The sequence below is a fragment of the Rhodococcus sp. DN22 genome (genome assembly GCF_036669995.1).
Taxonomy (GTDB): domain Bacteria; phylum Actinomycetota; class Actinomycetes; order Mycobacteriales; family Mycobacteriaceae; genus Rhodococcus_F; species Rhodococcus_F erythropolis.
Genome location: NZ_CP133329.1, coordinates 67,258 through 89,518, shown reverse-complemented (window position 1 = coordinate 89,518; position 22,261 = coordinate 67,258). Strand labels below are relative to the sequence as shown.

Sequence of the window (22,261 nt, the reverse complement as noted above, 5' to 3'; positions counted from 1 at the left end):
ACAAAAGCCTGGAACCACACGACTACAGGTCAGATCGTCGAGCTGACCAGACTCATCAGGGAGATGCATGCGGCACAAGGCAGCACAGCTACTCGGCTTGCGACGCGCAACGATTACAGCGATCGTCGGTATGACCCTCGTGGCAACTGCCTGTTCAACATCCGGCCAGGCCGTCAGTGCCCAGCCCGAGACGGCAAGCGCGTCCTCCCAGCCGGCGCAACAACCGAACCGTCAACCAACTACCGAGGCGCTCGCCACCCCCGGAAGCACCTGCGGCACCGTCACTTTCCCGGCTGGCACCCCCGGCACGGTGGTCGTAGAGACTGGCGCGATCACCTGTACCGATGCTGTGGCGCTCATCAACCGCTACTACAACGATCCGGTGATCACCCGCCAGGGCAACACCATGTCAGCGATGTTTGATGGCTGGATGTGCGTGAGCCCGACCGCTGTCGCCTCCCAGTTGGTTGGCTATGGATCGAAGTGCGAGAATGGTGACCTCACGCTTGTTGTCGTTACGGGCGACGGAGCGGCCAATGCCACCGCAACAGCGACGCCACCGTGCACTGCTGACGCCATCGAGACCGACCTCAGTCGCGATATTGGTGGCCAAATCCGTTGCCACGTACAGTGGGCGTACGTGGTCTGGAACCTTCTGGGCGACTCCTCCTCGTTGGTCCGTGTGGTCGCCGGCAAGTGGGTTGTCTACACATCGTTCCCGACCACAATGTGCCCCACCCAGGCGCGGGCAGATGGCGTCCCCGAAGCCGAACTGAGCAGCTTCACCCACTGCGCCGACGACTCCGGCGGCGATACCGACGGTGGGTCAGGAGATCTCGGGCTGTCGACGCCTATCACCCCACCCACGTGCGATGGTCTCGGGATCGTGGTCGTCTACAGCGCAACCAAGCCCGGAAACTATGCCACCGAAGTGGGAAATGCCCTCGCCGCGCACCCCGGCGCGAAGTACCTGCGCACCGACCACTCCTGCCCATCCCTCCGTCAGGAGAGCAAGGAGGGAAACCCGATCTACGCGGTTTACAAACCCGCTGGCTACACACAGGCCGAGGTATGCGCCGGCGTCCACCGGGAAAACGACGACGCCTACGGCAAATGGTTGGACATGAAGACCGACCCCAACATCATCATCGCCTGCTGATACAGATTCAGGTTCATACGAAAGACCGCTATCGAGCGGTGCCGAGCAGCCTAAGACCAGTGGCAGATATCGAGCGTATCTGACCCGTCGATACGCTCGATACCTGTTCGCGTTCAGCATCATTCAAAGTGGTGTGATCTTCCAACTTTTTGACGGTCGCAGCCGCTTAGGGCTAGGTCAAACGCCGCGCGGTCGTCTTCGATAGACGTCGATACCGCCAATCGGCCCGGACTCCGCCACCACCCGAGAATCCTGATCGGCGGAATCCTCACGACCGCCAGGTCCCACATCATCTGGTCTACCCGGTTTGCCCCAGGGTGAAGCCGGTTGCTCCGGCGAGTTCGACGATCGCGGTGTGATGTCGAGTAGGACGGAAGAGCCTGCGCTTCGAGGTAGGCGTCGCAGCGAAGACATATTTCTTGTCCTCATCGACGACGCAGTGGGGAGTCGTCGTGATGCGCACCGCGTGTCCTTCGAGCACTGCGAACAGGGAGACTGCTTCGCTGTGGAGTTCTGCGAGTAAGTCTTCGGTGATGCGGGCGGCGTCGACTCGTTTCTGGAAGACGAGATCGCCGCAGGCTTGGTGGTGGGTGATGAAGGTGTCGACCCGGGCCAGTGCTTGCGCAGCGGATTCGGGTTCAGGTGCGCCGTAACCTGATCGCGTCGTGTGCATGATTGACGGTCCCCCGCGTTCCATGGTGGTTTTCGCATTCTGACATGGGGTGTGATCAACCGAGTGTGCCGCGGAGGTGCGCTGCGACAATGTCATCGATGCGGGTCGTGAGGTCGACGTTTTCGTGCAGGATCGTTGATGCGTCGACGGCTCCGATGGTGCCGGCGCACAGGGTCCATGCGAGTCGGTGTGTGGTGGGGGTGTCGGTGAGTTCGCCGTCGGTGATGGCTGTTTCGATGATGTCGCTGATGGCGTCGACCCAGTGTGCGAATGCTGCGCCGTTGTTGATGGTGGGTTCGAGGGTGAGTTTCATGCCGGCCCGCAGGTTGGTGTCCTCGGCGATCTGACGAGCGAGGGAGGTAAAGATCGCTGTCAGCTTCTCCCCTGCCGTGCTGCTCGAACCGGACGCCAGTGCTTCACGGATGATTTCGTCGAGGGTGCGGTTCCAGTCCGAGATGAGGTGTTCGGCATCGCTTCTTTGGATGGGAAGTGGTAGTACATCGCGCCTTTGGCGAATTTTCCGGTACCGCTGATGGTGTTGATGCTGGTGTGGCCGTAGCCGTCGGTGTCGAAGTGCCGGGCTGCGACGGCGATGATCGCTTCTCGCGTTCGCACTGCGCAGTCCTGCATTGCAGAGTTCTTGCTGCCGGGGATGCGCCCGATCCGCGGGCGGGTTCTCGTGGTGGCAGCACTTTCCAGGCTTTCCGGGGTGCCGGTTCGTTGGGGCTGTTCACAGGGATGCTCCTTCGATCATGCGGACGGTGGCCGGGTCCGTTCCACGCCACATCAGCAGTAGATCATCGACCCGCCTGCTGATGGTGTGGTTCTCGTCGAGGCTGGCGGCAACCTGCACAGCGCCGACGAAACCGGCGCAGAGAGTATCGGCAATCCACGACACGGCGGAGTCGAGGGCGCGGGAACGACTCGCGTCGACGACGATCGGTTCGATCGCAGCGGTCCACGCTTCGTAGGTGGCGCGGGCGCCGCTGAGCGACTTGTCGACAGACAGGATGAGGTCGGCGCGGATGATCGCCTCGTTTTGGGTGCGGCGGGCGAGTTCGCGGTAGATCATCAGTACTTGCCGGTCAGCGGGTTGACCGGTTGCGATCGCTTTCCCGACTGTCGCGGTGACTGCGTCGGACCCGCGGCCAAGCATCTCCCTCGCGATGGATTCCTTCTTCGAGAAGTGGAAGTACATCGCTCCCTTGGTGACCGGGGCGAGTGTGACGATGTCGTCGATGGTGGTGCCCGCGTATCCCGTTTTGCTGAATAGGATTACGGACGCCTCGAGGATCGCTTCGCGGGTGACTTTCGCTCGTGGCTGCATCGGTGGTCGGCCGGTCTTACCGTGGTCGATGTCTTCGGAGAGCTCGTTATGATCGTTCATTGGTCACAGATGCTTTCTGTGGTCATCGGCCTGCCCTGACGGTGTTACAGCACTGTCGGGGCCACCCCTCTTATTGGTGCGTGTGGGTCAAACAGTGGTGAGTTCGCTGCGCATCGGGTTCTCGGCGGCTCGCAGGTCGGGCAATGGCGGACTGTCGAAGCCTGCTTCTCGGGCTGCGGTATCGAACTTCTCGTACCGGCGCCACGCTGTCGATGTCGCGACAGGCGGCTTCGATTCCAAAGCGATGGTCTCCCACGTGAGGTTCGGGTTCGTGAGCTTGCGGACTGCCGTGTCCTTCACGTTCTTCGCGAGATCCGACCCGGCAATGAAGGCCATGAGATCGTCTATGCCCGCCTCCGTTTCGCCCTGTATTCCTTCGATGTCTCGACGGGCTGGCTCCGTAGCGGCGTCTTGGGGATCGAGGATTTCGTCGAGGCCTTCGTTCGTCATTTCGTCCACGAAAAACGGCTCCGCAAAGTCCGCAATAGCGTCCTCGTTGCCGGCCTTCGCATCCACCGCTTTGGCGTCCACGTCTAGATCCGACTCACGATGCTCCGCAATATTGTGGGCGAACTTCTCGCGGCGCTGAGGGACGCGAATCGGTCCCCGGCCTACGGTGAGGTCAGACGCAATACTCTTTGCATCCTTACTGTCGGTGGCACTTTCGACGATCGAACGGTAAGCGGCGTACGCCAATCCGACTGCCTTCACCAGGATTGTGATTTCGGGGGGTGAATGCCAAGACCAGGGTTGGCGGAATGATCGCTATGGCCGCCGCAATGGCCGGCGTTAGTGGAATGAACCCGAGGTCTCCCCCACCACCGATTGACTCCTGTGCAGCGATTGCTGCGTGATAGGCGTGGTAGGCGTTTCCGAGGATGCTGATCACGACGACGCTGACTGCGAGGGCGATGTAGAAGCCTCTGTCGCGTTTGTTCATGTTGAGCTTGCTGATGATGACGATCGCGATGGTGGCGCCGAGGATGGCGCTGTCGACGATCGCAGGGAAGATCCAGGTCAGGTGTTCGAGGAGCAGTGCTTGCCGTGCGAGGTCGCGTTGTACGGCGAAGGAGAGTACGAATGCGCCGGTGGTGATACCGAGCGCAATGACGATCGCGAGTGCGAGTGCAGCAAGCAATGCGCCTAGCTGTTGCGGGTATGGACGTTGCTGACGCGGGATTGAAGTGGACGGGCTGGTCCTTCGCGGCAGGATGGAAGTTGCGAAACTGACCATCAACAGCAAAGGGACCAGCCCTGTGACACACCGTAATGCTCCGCTGACTGTGGAGGGAAGACGACGCTTGATCGAGCGCTGCCAGAGTCGTCCGATTGCCCACGTCGCCGCCGAAATGGGCATCTCCCGACAATGCGCTTCCAAGTGGGTCAATAGACATCGTCAGTACGGTGACCTGGGATTACAGGACCGATCCAGCACACCGAAACACCACCCGACCGCCACAGCAGCAGAGATCGTGACCGAGATCGAATCCATGCGACGGGCCCGGAAGTGGTCGGCCTCGCGGATCACGTTCGAACTGCGCACCGACGGCATCACCATTGCTCGCCGGTCTGTCACGAAAATCCTGCGGAACCTGGGATTGCACCGCCGCCGGTTCATCGACCCGAACGGCGAAACCAACCGAAAACCGCAGGTCATCGTCGCGAAACGACCTGGTCAAATGGTGCATGTAGACATCAAGAAAGTCGGAAAAATTCCGGACGGTGGCGGGTGGCGTGCCCACGGGCGAGGCTCCGAGCAGACCAAGCGATCGCAGCGCCGGAAAACGAGGAACAAACAGGCCCGCATCGGCTACACCTATCTGCATTCCGCGATCGACGGCAATACGCGCCTGGCGTACACCGAGGCCCGCGACAACGAAACCGCAGCAACAGCCGTCGATTTCATGAACAACGCCCGCGTCTTCTTCGCGGCGCATGGCATCAACCGGATCGAGCGCGTGATCACCGACAACGGATCATGCTATCGGGCAGCCGATTTCACTGCTTCATTGCGAGAGGCGCGGCACTACCGCATCAAGCCGTACACACCGAAACACAACGGGAAAGTGGAACGCTACAACCGCATCCTCGCCGAAGAGCTGCTGTACTCCCGTGAGTACACCAGCGAGGAGCAACGACGTACTGCCGTTGAGGTGTGGAACGTTCACTACAATTATCACCGACCGCATTCAACACGCGGAGGACGACCGCCCGCTGCTTATCGCCAGCATCGCGTAACCAACGTCCGTGCCTCGTACACCTAGCTGAATACGAGCTGCCCGAAGGCTAAAGCCGGTCATGACTGGGTTCTTTCCTTCCAGGGGCAACCGGTGGTCGTTCCACGGAAGCACCCTTCGGCCCGCCAGTGGGGGGAGCAGAACGGGCTCGATCACAGCCCACAAGTCATCGGGAATCTCATCGGCGCGCCAGACATACCGAGCATCGAGCATCGATCTTTCGCGCTCCTGATTAACGACAAACTAGCCGATGGAAGAGTCTGCGAACACCGCTGCAACGAACCCCTGTGCGTTCGCGTGGAGTCGGAGCACCTCAGTGTCTCCCCCCAGACCGCGTACCTGCGATACGCGGTCGCCTGTGGGACCCCCGGGAAATTTCCGCAGTGGTGTAGACGCAGGCCGCCAGCCGTTGAAGCGAGACTTCACACCGTTGCCGTCGACCATCACGTGGTCCGTTCCCTCCATCCGCGCCTTGTCGCCGACCGTGATCCGCACTCGCGGACCGATTCACGGAGAGTCGAGCAGCTCGATTCCGTAGTCGGCGACGACGGCACGCACCTCGGCGAGGTAGCGCTGTGCCTGCGCCGTGAGCGGGACCCCGGAATGGCTGATCCAGCCGATCTCGATGCTCTCGTCCACGTCGAGTGGGATGGCGACGATCTCGGGGTCGAGATCGTCACTGATGATGCCGGTCGAGATCGTGTAGCCGTCGAGTCCGATCATGAGATTGAAGATTGTCGCGCGGTCGGAGACCCGGATTTCCCGCTTGCTCGACAGGGTGGAGAGGATCTCTTCGGCGAAATAGAACGAGTTGTTCGCGCCCTGGTCGAAGGTGAGCCGTGGCAGGTCGGCCAGATCATCGAGAGCGACGCGATCTCGGGAGGCCAACGGGTTCTGTCTGGAGATGAAGATGTGCGGCACCGCGGCGAAGAGCGGGCGGAACACCAGGCCGGAATCTCGCAGGAGCTTGTCGATGACCTTCCGGTTGAAGTCATTGCGGTACAGGATGCCCACCTCACTGCGGAGCATCCGGACGTCCTCGATGATGTCCCAGGTCCGGGTCTCACGAAGCGAGAACTCGTACTGTGCCGCGTCAACGGAGTCCACCATCCGGATGAACGCCTCGACCACGAATGAGTAGTGCTGAGCCGAGACTCCGAGCAGCCGACGGGACGGTGGCTGACCGAGGTAGCACTGCTCCAGCAGCGACATCTGCTCGACGACCTGCCTGGCATAGCCGAGAAACTCCGCGCCCTCCTCGGTCAACGTCGCCCCCCGGGCCGATCGAGTGAGGAGGGTGCGTCCCACTCGGGATTCCAGGTCTTTCATCGCGGCAGACATGGTCGGCTGGGCGACGTAGAGAAGGTCGGCGGCGCCGGTGATCGACCCCTCCGCCGCGACCTCGATGAAGTAATGCAGTTGCTGCAGTGTGATGCCTCTGGATTCTCGTACCATAGCTAAATGCTATAGAGGACCATAGGAAACGTTAGTTACCCGATAACTGAACTGGAACTGCAGGATAGTGGCAGAGACTTTCCGCAAGGCCGAGCCTGGCCGATCAAGACCCGAATTGGACGTTCATGTCGAACGAATTCACGTTCAGCATCACCACCACCCGCTTCGACGAGGACTACTCGCCGTCGGAGCATTCTCGGACCACCACGAACTTCGCCAACCTGGCCCGAGGCGAACACCGTCAGCAGAACCTCCGCCGAACCCTGGCGATGATCAATGACCGGTTCAATGGTCTCGCAAGCCGGGGCAATCCGGGCCTGGACCGCTACGCCGTCGAGCTCGAGATCGTCTCCGCGGAGCTGCAGTTCAGCTCGGACGGCGGGGATCACCGGCTCCCCCTGATCGAGGTACTAGATATTCAGATCGTCGATCGCCTCACCGGCGCACGATTCCCGGGGATCGTCGGGAACAACTTCTCCTCCTACGTCCGCGACTTCGACTTCAGTGTTCGACTGCCGGCAGTCAACGAGGGCACCTCTGAGTTCACCGTGCCCGGCGACTTCGGTGACCTGCACGGCAAACTGTTCCAACATTTCCTCGACTCCGAGGCCTACAGGGAGTGCTTCGCGGTGGATCCCGTGATCTGCATCAGTGTGTCCACGAGCCGGACCTACCGCCGGACCGGGAATCACCATCCGACCCTCGGTGTCGAGTACCAGCAGGACGACTACTCGTTGACCGACGAGTACTTCGGGAAGATGGGGCTGCAGGTCAGGTACTTCCTGCCGCCCGGCGGTGTCGCCCCGCTCGCGTTCTACTTCCGCGGCGATCTGCTCAGCGACTACACCGACCTGCAGCTCATCGGCACGATCAGTGTGATGGAGACCTTCCAGAGGATCTATCGGCCGGAGATATACAACGCGAACTCGCCCGCCGCTGAGATCTACCGACCGACCCTGGATCAGCCGGACTACTCGCCTACCCCGATCGTCTACGACCGCATCGAACGCGGTCAGCTGGCAACGAAGCAGGGCAAGTACGCGGAAGACCACTTTGTGAAGCCCCACCGCGAGTTACTCGAACAGTGGGCCGCCCGCTTCCCCGTTCTCGTCGGATGACCATCGGAGGAAAGTCGACCATGAACCAGATCTTGCCCACGTCCATCGTTGGCAGCCTGCCCAAGCCCTCGTGGCTCGCCCGGCCTGAAACCCTCTGGGCGCCCTGGAAGTTGCAGGGCGATGAGTTGGTCGAAGGCAAGCAGGATGCACTGCGTATCGCCGCTCAGGAACAGAGCGATCGCGGCATCGACATCGTCAGCGACGGAGAGCAGACCCGTCAGCACTTCGTGACGACATTCATCGAGCATCTCGACGGGGTCGACTTCGAGCAGCGCGAGACGGTTCAGATCCGCAATCGTTACGACGCGAATGTGCCTACCGTGGTCGGCGCAGTGAGCCGCTCCAAGCCGGTCTTCGTCGACGACGCGAGATTCCTCCGGCAGCAGACCGATCAGCCGATCAAGTGGGCACTCCCCGGCCCAATGACGATGATCGACACGCTTTACGACGGCCACTACCAGAGCCGCGAGAAGCTGGCGTGGGAGTTCGCGACGATCCTCAACCAGGAGGCACGAGACCTGGAGGCTGCGGGGGTCGACATCATCCAGTTCGACGAGCCAGCGTTCAACGTCTACTTCGACGAGATGAAGGACTGGGGCGTGGCGACGCTGGAAAGGGCAACAGAGGGATTACGCACCGAGACTGCAGTACACATCTGTTACGGCTACGGGATCAAGGCGAACACCGACTGGAAGGCCACCCTCGGCTCGGAGTGGCGACAGTACGAGGAGTCGTTCCCCCTCCTGCAGCAGTCCAGCATCGGCATCATCTCGCTGGAATGCCACAACTCCCACGTCCCGATCGACCTCGTCGAACTCGTCCGGGGCAAGAAGGTCATGCTCGGTGCCATCGACGTGGCGAACGAGAAGATCGAGACTCCGGAGGAAGTCGCCGCCACCATTCGGAACACTCTCAGGTTCGTCGACGCGGACAAGCTTCTGCCGAGCACGAATTGCGGCATGGCGCCCTTCTCCCGAGGCATTGCACTGGCGAAGTTGAGCGCGCTCAGCGCGGGTACGCGCATCGTTCGTGAGGAGCTATCGACCGCGAAGCCCTAACCTGTTGGGCCTCATCTCACCGGTTAAGAGCGGGCTGCTCAATGTTTGATGCGTGATACGGGGTATGTGTTGCGCGTCGACGAGATTCCCGATGACTTGGGGGCTGTGATCAAGCCCGTACTGGCGGGCCGAAGGGGGCGAGTTCTGGGCCGGTCCACCGCAGAGTGGTCAGAAACCAGTGACCGGGGGTGACGAGGTGTGTTTTGCCAGCCGCCGAAAGGGCCAGCGGCCTTGTTCGGTTGGGGAGCTGTGGTGACACGGTGGGCAAGTACCGATCGCAGCTATCGTCTCCTGGGGTAAAGGTAGTGATGACGACAGAATCGGCGGATTACAGGCCTCCGATCGATATGCCGCTGCACGTCAGCATCAGGTGGTCGTAGGTTCATCTCGAACGGGAAAGCTACGCGTCCGGTTGCGGCTCAGTATCGGTCCGTCTGATTATGCAACGGCCGGTCGGGTACGCCTCGGGCGTACCGAACGCCACTGTTTGCGCTTTCACGCAAGTCAAACGCATCATGAAAATTAACGAGCACCACCGTGTGAGTCTCGGAATTATGTGGCACGTTCTTCCTGAATTATTTGGCACGATGGTAGCCGTCAGGCACTCTCACCTTGGATCCTCGGTCGAGTAGGAGGTGGGCGGTATCTCGGACCTCTCTGTGTTGAGATCCGCCAACCGGCATTCTCCGAGCTACCGAACAACTCCTCGACGCGGCGACTGTTCAGAAAACCACTGATCAACTGCCACAGTTCATCCGCGAACGCCGGGCATCTGGTCCGACCAAGCGAAGCAAGAGCACGAACGCATCATCATCATCATCATCGAGCGCGGCCACGATCCCGCGCTCGGCGATCACCCTCGAATCATCGGGGTACACCCTGCCCAGGAACTCCAGCCCATGCAGATAACCGTCGGGTTACCTGTTCGGGCGCATCCCCTCATTCTTCCACCACGATCACTCCTGCAAGATCGGCGGCGTCAAGTATTCCAGCGCTGCTAAGCAGGCCCGTCTGATCACATCTGTGCCCGGTGGGAGTGGGCCCGAGGCATTGTCACGTTGACGAGCTATCGAGGGCCAGCTGGCACGATTTCGATCGTGACCACCACCGCCGCGCCGTCGTACAAGCGTCACCGCTACCCCACCGAGATCATCGACCATTGTGTGTGGCTGTATTTTCGGTTCACGATTTTCGGTTCACGCTGAGCTTTTGCGACGTGGAGGAACTCATGCTCGAACGTGGTGTCGTGGTCTCCTACGAGACGATCCGGCGATGGTGTGACAAGTTCGGGCAGGCCTACGCGAATCGGCTGCGTCGCCGCCGTGCTCGCCCCGGCGACAAGTGGTTCCTCGACGAAGTTTTCGTCCGGATCAACGGAGTTCAGCACTACCTGTGGCATGCCGTCGACCAAGACGGCACAGTCCTGGACGTGCTAGTTCAGTCCCGTCGAAATACCAACGCGGCCAAACAGTTCTTCCGAAACCTGCTCAAGGGCTGCTGTCGGCCGGTGAGTACCGGCAGGTGATGGCTGATCAGTTCGCCGTATGGCGCGAGGCTACCGGTAGCGCCGTCGCCGCCTGAAAAGGCGCCTGCGACAAGGCCGTTGTATCACCACGCATCCGAACACACCGTGTCACCGAACATTCACGTTAATGTGACAATCCCCCAGGACGGGACCCCTACTGTTCGACTGATCTCTCGGCGTCTTCAAGCGTCCCCTGTGTTCGCTCGATGACGGTCGATCTAAGCTCACCTCGACAACACAACTTTCACCTTCACGGGAGCAGTGATGAGACCGCGATCCATCTGGCTCGCCGCACGATCGGCCGAACTTCGGGCCGCTCTGCTCGACCTCGGGCTCACCGTCACCGACGCCCAAGCACAGACAATTCTCGCCGACAAAATCTCCGAACACATGACACTGATCGGTATCAGTCGCCGTACCGCGCAGAATGCCTTCACGGAAGAGCGTCTCCTTGCATTCGCCCAATCACTGGCGGTCTCGCTCTCCGACGAAGCCCCCGGCGCCGACCTCATCGCATTCGAACACATATTTTCATGCCCCTTGCCGCCGTCGGACTCACCACCGCAGCACTGGCCGAAGCGTTGAAAGTTGCCCACATCAACCTCGACGACATCGAAGCCGTCACCGGCCTGTCACTGCTCTCGACCCTCGGCATGATTACCGCCGACGCTCACACCTCCCTCGTTCCCACCCCACGTCCACTGCTCCTCCGCATCGCCCGGTACCTCGATGCGGCCGCGGCATCCATCCTGCGCGGCGCGAACCTCTCCGACGGACTCGACGAAGCCAACCGCTCCTACTTCGCCGACATCCTCGCCCAGGACGCCGACGGAATCCGCACCCTCGCCAACAGCGACGACACCCCGCCACTGTGGCGCACTCTCGACTCACGCTGAGCACCGAGAAGTAGACGGAGCTGCTACTACGCCCCTCACCGAATCTGCCACTCCGTCGAACGCCGTCGATGCCGCTCCTCCGAAGAGCCCAGCGTCCTTAGCCAACCCTGCGCCGAGGTCGCCGCCGACCGCAGGGCAAGAGCATTTCTCACCCCCGGGGTACCAGCCGATCAGCATTGACGCAGTAACATTCCTGCTCGTGGTGCGCTGCTTTCCGCCTCGGTTCCAGCGCACCACCCACCCCACGACAGGCAGTCACTTCATCTCTTGTGCCTGCATGATTGACATGTGCAGGAGCTACCCGTGACCTTCCCCGCCAAGCGTCTGACCGCCGCACTCGAACAACTACCCATCAGTGATGACGCCGCCATGTGCCAGCTTCTACGCACCACCTTGCTCGATCACGCCCAACATGGTCGCGACATCACCGAACCCACCCTGCTCGGACTGCTCGCTGTCACCAGCGCCCTGGAACAACGGCTCACCCGACTCGAAGCAACGATCCAACCCGCACCACGCAGGAACCCGCACCCCTGAACAAGCCGATCCCGACGGCGCGGCATTAGCCTCCACCGACGGCACCCGCCAGAGCGGTGAAGCGCTGAGCGAAGCACTGACCTAGCTGAAAGACAACCGTAATCCGGTTCGCAGTTCGTCGGCTCCGCGGCTGATGCGGATGACCGGCAAAATTCATCGAGAGTGCGGCGCCCCACACACAGGCATCATGCCGGCTCCGGCCAGCGCGATCGTCTCGGTCATGATGTCGCGCCGAACCTTCAGTCGTTCTCTGAAACTGATCACCGCCTCGGCCACCGAGGGCCTCTCACGCGCTGGAGCTGCACCGGTGTCCGGGCGATGCACTGCACGGTGTGATTGTGCCGGTGCATCCTCTTGCAATCAGCTCGGCTCGTCCATCGTCCAACCTGAAATTCTCATGGAATCCGAAGTGACCGCAGTTCTGAGCTGACGGAAAAACGTGCGGACACGAAATCGCTGTCACCTCGACGCGCAGAGGGTCGCCTCGGCAGTCGGCGACGTGTGCCCTTCTTGCTGAGCTGTGCCCATGTTTGGGGCCTACACATTCCGGTTAACTGGACGGGGGATCAAATTCCTCGTTCGAGGGTGCGATCGCGGACATCGCAGGGGTTCGCACCTTTTCTCGTGTAACAGGAGCCCCATGCCCATGTGCTTCGAGCAGGCGACCGTCTCACCGACCGCCTCGTCCCTGTCGCTGTCCGTTCCGGCCTCTCCCGACCACCTGTGGATGCTCCGGTCGATGGTGCGCACAGTCGTGTCTCGTCATCCGCTTTCGCGGGATGCACTCGATGATCTCGTCCTCGCCGTGGACGAAGCCGCTGCCATTCTCGTCAGTCACGCCCGCAGCGCGAGCGCTGTGGTGTGCGTCGTCGACAGTGGTCCCGGCTCACTGCGGGTGTACCTGACCGCCACCACCCACGCTCCGGTCGACGCCCTTAGTTCTTCGTTCGGATGGTTCGTGCTCGCCGCCCTCGTCGACAACGCGACACTCGACCAAAAACCCGCAAGACCACCCGCGGCGAACGAACTGTCCGTCACCATCAGCGTAGAAAAAGCCTTCCCATCAGGCGGGTGAGTCCCGCCGATCACCCGGATCGAGACGCACCGGACCCGACACGTTCCCGGGGCCGTTCCGGCATGCGATCCATTACATTTTTTCATTCACTGTAATGATCGTCGATGTGGTGTCGATAGCTCTGGTATTGCTGTGGGGGGTAGTGGAGTCGACGAGTTGCTCGAGTACATGCGTGTGAGGTCACCTCGGCTTCGTAGTCGCATCCGCTCCGAAGCCGAGGTGAAAACTCATGCCTGCAAGTCGTCGTCGCCGTGCTGCTGCTCTCGCGGCGTACCTGGCGCAATTCGCCGGCATCGCCAGGGCCGAGGAGAGACCGAATGATTCTTTGTATGCAGGGCTTTCAACCGACGAACTTCTCCAACGCCATCAGGACTACCTGCAAGCGTTGATCTGGGCGCAGGCGACTGCCTTCTCCGACGACGACGACGAGGCCCTCGCTGCGATGAGCCGGCGATACACCTTTCACTCCGCCTAGGGTCGACCTCGCCGTTCCGTCGGATTACCCGGGACGTATTCGAAAGATTCGCGCGCCGTCCCTTCCCGGATGATCCGCATGACGTTCGATACGCTCCGGTTGAGCAGCCCCACTGCGCGAAACGGGGACGCTGCAGCCACCTGAAGCGTGCGGCAGTTGCCAGGGAGGCCCGGCGGAACGACGGCGACGTCGATACGGAGGCAGGGCCCCTTCTACGCGAGAGGAGTGCAGAATCTCGAAGATCAACGCACCGAATCCGGCCACAGGCTACTTCTCTACGCGGTGCCGATACTGCGGAGATCTCGTCTACGAAGGTGACTGGATCACGCCCCGGGAGCGTCACGAGGTCCAACAGCATCACCGCGAGCTGTGCTTGGCGCGGCTGCCCGATGCCAACGAAGATGCAAGCCGCAGGGGCACCCTGTCTACCGTCGTGCTGACGCTCGTGCGAGCACCGCAACCGTCGCCTCATGCTGCAACCGGGTAAGGACCGAAAAGGGGTCTCGCCGAGAAGACCCTGCCAAGAAAATCAGTTCCGAGAACAGCACAGCTGGTTTCGAGCACCGGGACTGCGAGAACCGGAATGGACCTCTCAAGGATCGGTCATTGCTCCGGAGAACCCGTGGTCCGTCGACCTCCTCGAGTCCACCATCGACGCCCACTCACACGAGGGAATCCACGTGCAGAAAGAGAGCTCGGGTATCCGTGCGCGGGTTTCTCTGATGAGATGACCAGCATGAAGAAGTTGCTGGTCGTTGCCGCGATAGCCGTTGGAATCACCGCGTGCGCAGACAAGGACGAGACTCCACCGGAGTTGCAAGAATCTGCTGTGCCCACTGTCGGCGCATCTTCTTCCGCCCCCGCTCCTACAGACGAATTCGGGGAGATGATGAACGAGGGCGCGCAAGCGCAAATCCAGCAACGCCCCGAGGAAGCTGCCCAACTCGCTGCCGATTTCGCCTCCATCACCGGGGAGCAGGTCACTGTCGTGGCGGCGCAGCAGATGTCGAACATCGTGTGTCTGGACATGGAGAACGCCCAAGGGCCGGGAGCACTGGGGGCCGTCTCCGCCGCGATGGCGACCGAGACCGGGGTCAGTGCGGAGATGATGACTCGTGTCGCTGAAAGAGCAGTGGCATACCGGTGCCCGGAGTTGGCGACCAAGTAGGGCCGCCCCTGATCCGGCACTGTTTGAGAGCGGCACCGATCGGGAACCAGTTCTCACGGTCGCAGGACGGTCGCCTCGGCCGGCTTCGGGCGTGTTCGAACCGCACGGTTCGCCGCAGAAGTCCACCGGCCCGCCGAGGGAGCCGACACTCTCCTCGGCGGGCCACTGACCACCACATCTATTCTCTACGGTGGTCCACGACTCGTCGATGCAGACGGTTCAGGCAATGCCGCCAGAAAACGGTGGTGCCCGCCAGCTCACATGTGAGTGCTGCGCCGGCGGGCTCTGCACGCCGTGAGAGACCAACCTTACGACGCACAGTCTGTAGCACTGACGCTGCTTCTCTTACGGAGCGACTCCAGCATCGGTGCCAAGGTTCGATGCGCGCCGATCATCAGCCAGCGAGCTCCCCATCCGGAAGCAGAACAGGTGACCGCCGCGCACAGATCGAATCACTCAACGGATATCCCTGGCGCGGCCGGCGCGCCTGACATGACCCTGAAATCAGGAAATCCTTGTGCAGTAGTGGGTTTCGCAGTTATGTTTCCTGTGGGCGCCCGTCGACCGGCTGGTCACTCGACGGGAGGCGGGACGCCCGTCTCCCGTCGACTGCAAACGCGTCCTGTTCCTCTCGGCGTTCGTCGTGCTGCACGATTCTGCCAGTCGCACCTACTACGACCGAAAACGAGTCGAAGGAAAGAAGCACACCGCCGCCCATCTGCCTCGCCGGAAGTCGCTGCGATGTTCTCTACGCCATGCTCAAGAACCATGAACCCTATCGATTACTCGCCGTGACTGCCGCTTGACGAAGACAACATGGCCCCCGGCAACTCATCGTCCGACGCTCCGAACCGTCGAACGCCCGTCGGTTTCCCAACTGCACTGCACCAACTCCAGTGCCACGAGCGCCGTCAGGTTGGTCACTTGATCGTGCAAAGCGGCGCGAGTCCAACGGCGCTGGGAACGCCCATCGCCCGCGCGCATCCCCCGCCCGGAAGCGTGTGCCTGATGTTTCGAAGCTGCGCGTTTCCAGGTAAGTCAATCGGCAGGATCATGGCGCTCTCGTCGTCATCGGCGCAATCGTGGCAGCCGTGATCGTTCTGCGCCCGTCACCGGGCAACTCGAACGTGGACAATCCAGCCGCCGCTGGCAGCACATCCTCAACGACCACGACTGCCGGACCGGTCACCGACGCCGACACCGTCAAAGCGGCCCTCCCCACAGCTTTGAGCAGTGCCTCCGAAAACTGTCGCCAATCCACCTTCACCACCGACGGTGCCCTCGTGATCAGCTGCGATATCAAAAAATCCAATCAACTCGCCGAAAGCTTCTCCGAATACGGCAATCGCTTCACAGCCAGCCTCGACCTGAAACAAGCGAAAAAGACACTTCTCGGATACGGCGAATACGACTACGGGAACACACCCTGGTCGAAAACGACTCCCGCACAGCAGGAGTCAACATCAGTGACGGCGCCACCGGACAAGTATCGGGAAGTTACGTCAACATGGAAACCGGCCTCACAATCGACGTCTACAGCATGACCGACAACGCTGCTGTCACTAGCTTCTTCAAAAAGACAGGGCTCCTCTGATTGTCCAGTCCACCAAAAGCCGAGCCACGCAGGACGAATGTTTGACCACCACGATCCCGCGATTCCCATCCCGAAAGACTCTTCCCACCCGCGCCTCACCTAGCACGATCACGCTCGCCCGGCCTGCCGGCTGGCACTCCACCACGTCGTGAACAGACCAAGCCATCACCACGGACGAAGAAACAACCGGCGCTCGAAGTAAAGAGACCGAAGACATGAGATGCCCGCCAGCTTTCGTCTCGACTGTGCCCGCCGCACATCACGAAGCGCTTTGGCAGATGATCCATTGGCGGTCATACCAAGTTCCTCACTCTCCGACGAGGGCCGGGTCTGTACCGTCGCCACGCACCCGACATATTCGGAACGTGTGACAATCGGGACGAGGTAGAAGCCCGCCGCCCCCGGCGAGTGGACAGCCGGAGGGCAGGTCCTGCGCGGACGAACTGACCACTCAGAATCACCGCAGCAACAAGATGCTAACCAAATTCGAACCCGAAATGCCAGTTTTCCTGCAGTGCTCAATGTTTGGGATCTTCGTCCACTATTCCGACGACAGACGTGATAGGTCAGGAGTGCACACTGAATGAGGGGTGCATCCGCGAATCCGTCGATGACTCAGAGGTCCGAGAGAAGCGATTACAGGACAGGCGGGCAGTATGGCGGTGGTGCACCCGATACCGGACACGCGGTGTACGTGCCGAACCAAGGACGATGAAACCCGAATCCGAAATGACCGTCGCTCAAGGTGGCAACCACACCAACGAAAACCCTGGTGATTCAGCCGATACCGAGTCAGAGGCCAGCGCCGTACCCGTGGACGCGATGACCGCTGAGTGTCCATCGCGGCATCGGCGTAGGAGCAGCATCCTGAGTCGGTGTCGGAACGACTCGACTAGCCACCGAGCTTTTCGCACCATCACGACAGAAGTACTGTCGTCAAAACTCACGCTCCCCCCCGGGAGAATTCAGTAAGCAGCGCCACACCGATATCGAGTCCACGAATCCATGAAAAAATTCAGGCCATGCGGACAGGATTCGGAGTGTGGATTCGTGATCAGATCGATGCTCGGGGCTACGAGAGCACCGAGGAGGCTGCCCGGGCGCTAGGGGTGTATCCGTCGTTGCTGCGTCATTGGGCAACGATCGTGCGATCGCCGTCCCCGCAAGTTCTTCGGCAGGTCGCAGTGTTGTTCGATGCGCCCATACAAGACGTGCTGATCGCCGCCGGCTACATGACCGAAGAAGAGAACCGCCCTCTCTCCCCGACCAGGATGTCGCTGCAACAAATGTCGAACAAGCAAATCCTCGACGAGATATGCCGCCGCACAGTAGGAGACACCGGAGGACCCCCTATTCCAGTGCGAGTGAACGGAGTACTTCACACCCCAGACGGATGGACCAGCACACCTTAGGCGTTCCGCCCCTCGGTTCGTTCGCTGTATCGAGACCAATTGCTAGCAAGCCGAGTCGTCCTGCCGCTCGTCGGACGCACTCTCACTGCCGCGCTGGCAAGGGAAGCAAGCAGCGAGTGGGCAGAGCAGACCACGTAGGGTCTTCGGCAACCGCACCCCGACGATCGAGGCGATCACCCGGCCGCAACAGCACCAAGTTACTGCAGATCGAGGTGCAGCCGCAGCGCGTCCTCGAGTGCGGCGAAAGTCTCCATCCCGACCTTGCCGACAGGTTCAGGATCCAGACGCCGAACCGATACCGAACGCACTTGCTCCGCTTGCGCTTTCGACGCTCGCGCCAAACCTGACTCGTCGGACTCGACAATCACCTGAAACGGAAACACGTGCGCGGTATTGGTAGTCAACGGAACCACGGTGATCACGCCCCTGCCGAGATTTTCTGCAGTAGCGTTGGCCCGGTCGTTGCTCACCACCACCGCCGGTCGTCGTTTCGCCGCTTCACTGCCCTGCGCCGGATCGAGATCCACCCAGTGAATGTGCGCGCGGCGAATCATTCGGTGTCTGCCGTGACAGCGTCCCACACTTCATCTACGTCACCTTCAGCAAACGCTGCAGCGTAGTCACGTTCGAGTCCGGACGTCGAGAGTAGGCGGAGTGCGGCTCGAATTCCTGCCGACCGGCCACGAAGTCCGTGATCACGCACATACTCGTCGAGTAGGTGCGCATCCTCGTCAGGCAGACTTATGGTAAATTTCGTGGTCATACTTTAAGCGTACCAAAGTATGATCTGGCGGTAACCCGCGAAAACGGCTACACCGCCTCACCAGCAAGAAAGAGCCCATTCAAGGAGGCAACCACCCCGACGCGTCTCCCTCATAGCCACCTCAGAGCCATTGGTCGTCGCGCATTTTCGCCCAGAATTTCAATTCAGATAGCGACCTCCGTCGAAACTGGTTGTTGCACAGTCACTTAAGAACTGACATAACTTGCAGTTGCCGATGAGATATTTCGACTGTTACCGCTCGTTATCCCGGCAATAACCACGGACTATCGGATCCCCGTCGCATGCCGAAAGACGTGCGGGCCAATCCACATGATCAACTGTCTGCGCCGCCTCGGATATCGTCGCGGTGCAGGGACGCGAGTTCGGCGAGGTGAGTTCCGACCCGATCAAGCGGGGACACCGACCGTGACGAGATCGCGAGAACCTCGTCCTGCACCTATCCCACCGTATAGGTCGGCAGATGCACACAATGGCCTAACGTCGACCACGTCCAGTGCCGTCGTCTCGATGGCAGGACCCACACCACCATCAAATGCCGAGAGCTGCGTGCATGGTGCGATATTGAGTGCCCCTTTCGCCCTTCCGGACTTACCCGTGGACGTGCAGACTCATACAGTTACTGTGGACGCGCAGTCACACTTAGTTTACTGTGGGCACATCTGAGATAGATGCCACAAAGGAGCCTGAAATGCAGTTCCTAACACTTCGTCGCACGCGGCGTAACGCGCCATCTGTCCGGTTAACTCCGGGGCGCAATACCGTCAACGAACATCGCGATTACCACGACACTCTGCGCACACTGTCCGAGGCATCCTCGACAGGGCTCCACTTCGAGGCGTTCAAAGACATCGCCTGGAATTCGCCCGAGTTCGCCGCCCCCGCGGACGACCCGAGATGGACACTCCCCGCGGTCGACCCCTTGTCCCACACCGACTGGTACCGCGCGCTCTCACCCCAGGAACAACGGCGGGTTGCCCGGATTCGGCTCGCATCTATAACAAAGACCGGCTCCCAGTTCGAGCAACTGCTCCTTCTCGGCGGTACCCAGTTCTTGATGGGCCTGGCGAACGAGAACCCCGAATTCCGCTACTTCATGCACGAACTCACCGAAGAGACGCACCACATCCAGATGTTTCAGGAGTTCACCAACCGGGTGGCTCCGGAGGTACACGGTGCCCCAACGTGGCTTGTCAAGGCCTTCCCCTGGTCGGGTCGCTGGGATCGCTGTGGCCCAGTTTCTTCTTTCAGATCATCCTCGCTGGAGAGGAGCCCATCGACCACATCCAGAAGAGCATCATGCGCGGCGGTGGCATTCACCCGCTCACCGACCGCATCATGCAGATCCATCTCGCCGAGGAAGCACGTCACATCGGGTTCGCCCATGCATGGTTGCGCCATCACGCTCCGCGCATGAGCCGATTCAACCGCCTCGCACTCGGCATCACCACGCCTGTTGTCATGCGCATAGGGTTTTGGTCCATCGTCGTCCCGAGCCGGCAGGACGCGACGTTGCTGGGTATCCCCCGCAATGTTCTGCGCGAGACCTATTCGATGCGCAACCCCGATTTCCGGCGACTTCTTGCAGAGTCCTGCGCAGACGTCCGGAGCCTCGCCGACGCCAACGGAATGCGCACCCGGCTCACCCTCTGGTCCTGGCGGCTTACCGGAACCGACGGCCGGCTGTCGCGGTACCGCAACGAGCCGTCGAGGGCCGCGGCTTGACGATCTGCAACCCGCGACGCAGCTGCCCCTCTCCCACTTCGACAGACAGCTGCGTTACCCGCTCACCGCGGTCGAGGCAATGGCGCACAGATATCAGCGCGCCAACCACAGGCCCACACCCGAATCGCCCCATCGAATTGTAGGAAGCGGATCCATCGAGGCCGAACCGGCGACATCAGTGCAGCATTTCCAATGCCGTAGCGGATTCGATTTTTCTACTGCAAGTTTCGGTACAACGTACTGCGAGCGACGTTCAGCACTTCCGCGATTCGGTCATGGATACGCCTCGCCGTTCATCTTGGTCCGGCAATAGAGTCACAGGCCGACTGCGCCGAGGAGAGCTTCTCCTGGATCGACGACTGCCACTACGGCCGCGACGAACAGCAGCGTCATCGCAATGGTCATCACAGCACCGAGCGATCCGAGGGCGACGAACATCCGACGGTGGGCACCGTTTGTCGTGTCCGACGGTCTGTAGCGTCGGACGGCGATGACGGTTCCGGTTGCGACTACAGCGATCACCACGGCGGTAGCGACAATCGCCGCCCAGTTGTAGTGCTCGACCTGTGTGAGCAACTCGAGCAGTGGCGGTCTGGAGTCTCCGCTCTGCACACCGTTCTCGATCAGAAACTGCGCTGTCTGCCCGTCCGCGTTGTCAGCGGAGAGCATCGGAAGCAGCGCGATTACGGGTGCGGCCGTCGACTGGATGTTGAGCACAGCCACAAACACCGAAAACAATGACAGAACAGTCGTAGTGGTCGCCGCGACCACGCAACCGACGCCGGCCGTCAGAGATCGTCGCCACAGAGTCGCCGCGAGCAGGCACAGAACCGTGGTCAGCAGCACCGAGATGACGATCTTGATCACGTGCCACTCGAACCAGTAGTCCACTATCTCCGCCAAGCCTCGAGGATAGGTGCGGACTCCGCTACCCCAGTAGTCGACCAAGCCGCGGCCGAGCAGCTCACTCATGACGGATTGATCCTGGAACTGCGGATAGCGTCCGCGTAACAACGCGGCCGGACCCAGAACGAACGCGGCCACCAATGCCGCTCCGGCGCATGACAACGCAACGATCGACCAGCGGCTTCGGTTGACGGACGTACTCATTGACGACTCCCTTCCGAGAGAGAGTCAATCAGCAGGTACTCGACTGCACATCCATCTGCAGTACTACATCTGACGAACGAGGTACCAGGTCAGGATTCGATGCTCTATCGCCGTCCGCGCCGGACTCTGGCAATCATCGCGCACGGCCAGGATCAACCCTGCACCCGTGATGAAGTCGGATTCGGCAACCCCATATCTGCAGCGACCGCGTTGTTGTGCACCGTTTTTGTCTCCACGTCCTCACTGGACGCAAATCGTGAGTCGCTCCCGCCGCGCCATCCATACCGTCGCAGGAGGCGACCGTGATGCGATTAAGTAAGCGCCAAGAACAGATCATCGAACGGGTCGCCGAAGGCTATTCCGGAAAAGTAATAGCACGCTTACTCGAAATTTCACCCAAAACCGTGAGTCCCACCTTCACGCGTAATCGATCGAACGGTCTGCAGGAATGCAGTTTTGAAGCGATCAGCGCTTATCGCGAACATCGAGTTGACCGCCACCGAGCGGGACACTGAAAGCGTCCCGACACTCGGAACTCGCCCGTCAATCGTTCCGTCACAGCCGCGGCCGACCATTTCTACCGAGCACTGGGCCACAAAGTTCCGAGAGTCACAGCGTCGATTCGGATCGATTCGTCGGCCGACTACGATCTTAATCTCAACAGGGTCAGCGCATCACTACTGGTGAGATGATGCATGACCGTGGATGGGCAGTAAGGCACTGAAGTTCTCGGTGAAGCACTAGAAGGTGATCTGGGATTTTCACTGCTGCGGCGAAACACTACGAGAGATCGGGCGGGCCCTCGGCCAAACGATCATGTGTTCTGTGAATCTTCCTGCTCAGGCAGCGACCTGTGCCGAGGGGACGGTTACGCGA

General features: G+C 60.8%; 23 protein-coding genes and 4 pseudogenes. 17 read left to right on the top strand and 10 right to left on the bottom strand.

From position 1 onward, the window contains the following. The first annotated feature begins 67 nt into the window (after positions 1-67). Entirely contained in the window at positions 68-1,159 is a 1,092-nt protein-coding gene (locus RA302_RS33290) for a hypothetical protein (protein ID WP_051721006.1), read from the top strand. A 298-nt stretch (positions 1,160-1,457) separates the two neighbouring features. Here the strand turns inward: RA302_RS33290 and RA302_RS33285 are convergent, their stop codons facing one another. The 5 genes and pseudogenes from RA302_RS33285 to RA302_RS33265 all read right to left on the bottom strand — a co-directional run bounded on the left by RA302_RS33285 (position 1,458) and on the right by RA302_RS33265 (position 4,357). After that, positions 1,458-1,832: a hypothetical protein gene (locus RA302_RS33285; RefSeq protein WP_149357473.1), complete on the bottom strand. Its 375-nt coding sequence runs from the start codon at positions 1,830-1,832 to the stop codon at positions 1,458-1,460. A gap of 55 nt (positions 1,833-1,887) precedes the next feature. After that, positions 1,888-2,145 (bottom strand): hypothetical protein, encoded by a 258-nt coding sequence (locus RA302_RS33280; protein ID WP_230587711.1) that lies wholly within the window; start codon positions 2,143-2,145, stop codon positions 1,888-1,890. A gap of 59 nt (positions 2,146-2,204) precedes the next feature. Continuing rightward, positions 2,205-2,447, bottom strand: a complete 243-nt coding sequence (locus RA302_RS33275; RefSeq protein WP_230587712.1) for a TetR/AcrR family transcriptional regulator — start codon at positions 2,445-2,447, stop codon at positions 2,205-2,207. Between the two features lie 115 nt (positions 2,448-2,562). Further along, complete coding sequence (locus RA302_RS33270) at positions 2,563-3,219, bottom strand: TetR/AcrR family transcriptional regulator (RefSeq protein WP_042926452.1); 657 nt, start codon at positions 3,217-3,219, stop codon at positions 2,563-2,565. Between the two features lie 87 nt (positions 3,220-3,306). Then, a pseudogene (locus tag RA302_RS33265) lies at positions 3,307-4,357 on the bottom strand (DUF2637 domain-containing protein). Positions 4,358-4,475: 118 nt separating this feature from the next. Between RA302_RS33265 and RA302_RS33260 the strand changes: the two are divergent. Continuing rightward, a complete protein-coding gene (locus tag RA302_RS33260) occupies positions 4,476-5,483 on the top strand; it encodes an IS481 family transposase (RefSeq protein WP_030537922.1) in 1,008 nt (335 codons plus the stop codon). Between the two features lie 480 nt (positions 5,484-5,963). Here RA302_RS33260 and RA302_RS33255 read toward each other — a convergent pair whose 3' ends face one another. Next, positions 5,964-6,911, bottom strand: coding sequence for a LysR family transcriptional regulator (locus RA302_RS33255; protein WP_030537924.1), 948 nt, complete (start codon positions 6,909-6,911; stop codon positions 5,964-5,966). Between the two features lie 125 nt (positions 6,912-7,036). Between RA302_RS33255 and RA302_RS33250 the strand changes: the two genes are divergently transcribed. The 13 genes and pseudogenes from RA302_RS33250 to RA302_RS33190 all read left to right on the top strand — a co-directional run bounded on the left by RA302_RS33250 (position 7,037) and on the right by RA302_RS33190 (position 17,769). Continuing rightward, positions 7,037-8,029: a putative oxygenase MesX gene (locus RA302_RS33250; protein WP_030537925.1), complete on the top strand. Its 993-nt coding sequence runs from the start codon at positions 7,037-7,039 to the stop codon at positions 8,027-8,029. Between the two features lie 20 nt (positions 8,030-8,049). Then, the gene (locus tag RA302_RS33245) at positions 8,050-9,087 is read left to right on the top strand and encodes a methionine synthase (protein ID WP_030537926.1); all 1,038 of its coding nucleotides are present in this window, start codon (positions 8,050-8,052) and stop codon (positions 9,085-9,087) included. Between the two features lie 1,097 nt (positions 9,088-10,184). Beyond that, positions 10,185-10,582 (top strand): annotated as a pseudogene (locus RA302_RS33240) (IS6 family transposase); the annotation flags it as partial. A gap of 294 nt (positions 10,583-10,876) precedes the next feature. Next, complete coding sequence (locus RA302_RS33235; protein ID WP_230587713.1) at positions 10,877-11,197, top strand: hypothetical protein; 321 nt, start codon at positions 10,877-10,879, stop codon at positions 11,195-11,197. Continuing rightward, positions 11,146-11,508 carry a hypothetical protein gene (locus RA302_RS33230; protein ID WP_230587714.1) on the top strand — a complete coding sequence of 121 codons (363 nt, stop codon included), beginning with the start codon at positions 11,146-11,148 and terminating at the stop codon, positions 11,506-11,508. Before RA302_RS33235 ends, RA302_RS33230 begins: the two co-directional genes overlap by 52 nt. 303 nt (positions 11,509-11,811) lie before the next feature. Beyond that, the gene (locus RA302_RS33225; RefSeq protein WP_030537927.1) at positions 11,812-12,045 is read left to right on the top strand and encodes a hypothetical protein; all 234 of its coding nucleotides are present in this window, start codon (positions 11,812-11,814) and stop codon (positions 12,043-12,045) included. Positions 12,046-12,232: 187 nt separating this feature from the next. Then, a complete protein-coding gene (locus tag RA302_RS33220) occupies positions 12,233-12,475 on the top strand; it encodes a hypothetical protein (protein WP_021343298.1) in 243 nt (80 codons plus the stop codon). A 210-nt stretch (positions 12,476-12,685) separates the two neighbouring features. Beyond that, positions 12,686-13,120 carry an ATP-binding protein gene (locus tag RA302_RS33215; RefSeq protein WP_157838978.1) on the top strand — a complete coding sequence of 145 codons (435 nt, stop codon included), beginning with the start codon at positions 12,686-12,688 and terminating at the stop codon, positions 13,118-13,120. A gap of 229 nt (positions 13,121-13,349) precedes the next feature. Beyond that, complete coding sequence (locus tag RA302_RS33210; protein ID WP_021343300.1) at positions 13,350-13,595, top strand: hypothetical protein; 246 nt, start codon at positions 13,350-13,352, stop codon at positions 13,593-13,595. Between the two features lie 727 nt (positions 13,596-14,322). Beyond that, entirely contained in the window at positions 14,323-14,763 is a 441-nt protein-coding gene (locus RA302_RS33205; protein WP_024488231.1) for a hypothetical protein, read from the top strand. A gap of 600 nt (positions 14,764-15,363) precedes the next feature. Next, a pseudogene (locus RA302_RS33200) lies at positions 15,364-15,569 on the top strand (IS110 family transposase); the annotation flags it as partial. A gap of 285 nt (positions 15,570-15,854) precedes the next feature. Continuing rightward, the gene (locus tag RA302_RS33195; protein ID WP_149357472.1) at positions 15,855-16,307 is read left to right on the top strand and encodes a hypothetical protein; all 453 of its coding nucleotides are present in this window, start codon (positions 15,855-15,857) and stop codon (positions 16,305-16,307) included. Positions 16,308-17,379: 1,072 nt separating this feature from the next. Beyond that, positions 17,380-17,769, top strand: coding sequence for a helix-turn-helix transcriptional regulator (locus RA302_RS33190; RefSeq protein WP_007728194.1), 390 nt, complete (start codon positions 17,380-17,382; stop codon positions 17,767-17,769). Between the two features lie 197 nt (positions 17,770-17,966). Here the strand turns inward: RA302_RS33190 and RA302_RS33185 are convergent, their stop codons facing one another. The 3 genes from RA302_RS33185 to RA302_RS33175 all read right to left on the bottom strand — a co-directional run bounded on the left by RA302_RS33185 (position 17,967) and on the right by RA302_RS33175 (position 18,989). Continuing rightward, entirely contained in the window at positions 17,967-18,323 is a 357-nt protein-coding gene (locus RA302_RS33185) for a type II toxin-antitoxin system PemK/MazF family toxin (protein ID WP_003943396.1), read from the bottom strand. Next, complete coding sequence (locus tag RA302_RS33180; protein ID WP_003943374.1) at positions 18,320-18,532, bottom strand: ribbon-helix-helix domain-containing protein; 213 nt, start codon at positions 18,530-18,532, stop codon at positions 18,320-18,322. Before RA302_RS33180 ends, RA302_RS33185 begins: the two co-directional genes overlap by 4 nt. Before the next feature lie 334 nt (positions 18,533-18,866). Then, the gene (locus tag RA302_RS33175; protein WP_269138917.1) at positions 18,867-18,989 is read right to left on the bottom strand and encodes a hypothetical protein; all 123 of its coding nucleotides are present in this window, start codon (positions 18,987-18,989) and stop codon (positions 18,867-18,869) included. Between the two features lie 252 nt (positions 18,990-19,241). Between RA302_RS33175 and RA302_RS33170 the strand changes: the two are divergent. After that, positions 19,242-19,715 (top strand): annotated as a pseudogene (locus tag RA302_RS33170) (diiron oxygenase); the annotation flags it as partial. Positions 19,716-19,735: 20 nt separating this feature from the next. Beyond that, complete coding sequence (locus RA302_RS33165) at positions 19,736-20,275, top strand: diiron oxygenase (protein WP_230587715.1); 540 nt, start codon at positions 19,736-19,738, stop codon at positions 20,273-20,275. Between the two features lie 315 nt (positions 20,276-20,590). Here RA302_RS33165 and RA302_RS33160 read toward each other — a convergent pair whose 3' ends face one another. Further along, complete coding sequence (locus tag RA302_RS33160; protein ID WP_051721007.1) at positions 20,591-21,385, bottom strand: hypothetical protein; 795 nt, start codon at positions 21,383-21,385, stop codon at positions 20,591-20,593. Positions 21,386-22,261 lie beyond the last annotated feature (876 nt).

What these genes read in the sequence shown, in the direction of transcription:
- RA302_RS33235 (WP_230587713.1), top strand. Translation starts at nt 10,877, where the DNA reads ATGAGACCGCGATCCATCTGGCTCGCCGCACGATCGGCCGAACTTCGG.
- RA302_RS33245 (WP_030537926.1), top strand. Translation starts at nt 8,050, where the DNA reads ATGAACCAGATCTTGCCCACGTCCATCGTTGGCAGCCTGCCCAAGCCC.
- RA302_RS33215 (WP_157838978.1), top strand. Translation starts at nt 12,686, where the DNA reads ATGCCCATGTGCTTCGAGCAGGCGACCGTCTCACCGACCGCCTCGTCC.
- RA302_RS33230 (WP_230587714.1), top strand. Translation starts at nt 11,146, where the DNA reads ATGCCCCTTGCCGCCGTCGGACTCACCACCGCAGCACTGGCCGAAGCG.
- RA302_RS33210 (WP_021343300.1), top strand. Translation starts at nt 13,350, where the DNA reads ATGCCTGCAAGTCGTCGTCGCCGTGCTGCTGCTCTCGCGGCGTACCTG.
- RA302_RS33205 (WP_024488231.1), top strand. Translation starts at nt 14,323, where the DNA reads ATGACCAGCATGAAGAAGTTGCTGGTCGTTGCCGCGATAGCCGTTGGA.
- RA302_RS33290 (WP_051721006.1), top strand. Translation starts at nt 68, where the DNA reads ATGCGGCACAAGGCAGCACAGCTACTCGGCTTGCGACGCGCAACGATT.
- RA302_RS33190 (WP_007728194.1), top strand. Translation starts at nt 17,380, where the DNA reads ATGCGGACAGGATTCGGAGTGTGGATTCGTGATCAGATCGATGCTCGG.
- RA302_RS33185 (WP_003943396.1), bottom strand. Translation starts at nt 18,323, where the DNA reads ATGATTCGCCGCGCGCACATTCACTGGGTGGATCTCGATCCGGCGCAG.
- RA302_RS33285 (WP_149357473.1), bottom strand. Translation starts at nt 1,832, where the DNA reads ATGCACACGACGCGATCAGGTTACGGCGCACCTGAACCCGAATCCGCT.
- RA302_RS33250 (WP_030537925.1), top strand. Translation starts at nt 7,037, where the DNA reads ATGTCGAACGAATTCACGTTCAGCATCACCACCACCCGCTTCGACGAG.
- RA302_RS33280 (WP_230587711.1), bottom strand. Translation starts at nt 2,145, where the DNA reads ATGAAACTCACCCTCGAACCCACCATCAACAACGGCGCAGCATTCGCA.
- RA302_RS33220 (WP_021343298.1), top strand. Translation starts at nt 12,233, where the DNA reads ATGCCGGCTCCGGCCAGCGCGATCGTCTCGGTCATGATGTCGCGCCGA.
- RA302_RS33160 (WP_051721007.1), bottom strand. Translation starts at nt 21,385, where the DNA reads ATGAGTACGTCCGTCAACCGAAGCCGCTGGTCGATCGTTGCGTTGTCA.
- RA302_RS33270 (WP_042926452.1), bottom strand. Translation starts at nt 3,219, where the DNA reads ATGAACGATCATAACGAGCTCTCCGAAGACATCGACCACGGTAAGACC.
- RA302_RS33180 (WP_003943374.1), bottom strand. Translation starts at nt 18,532, where the DNA reads ATGACCACGAAATTTACCATAAGTCTGCCTGACGAGGATGCGCACCTA.
- RA302_RS33255 (WP_030537924.1), bottom strand. Translation starts at nt 6,911, where the DNA reads ATGGTACGAGAATCCAGAGGCATCACACTGCAGCAACTGCATTACTTC.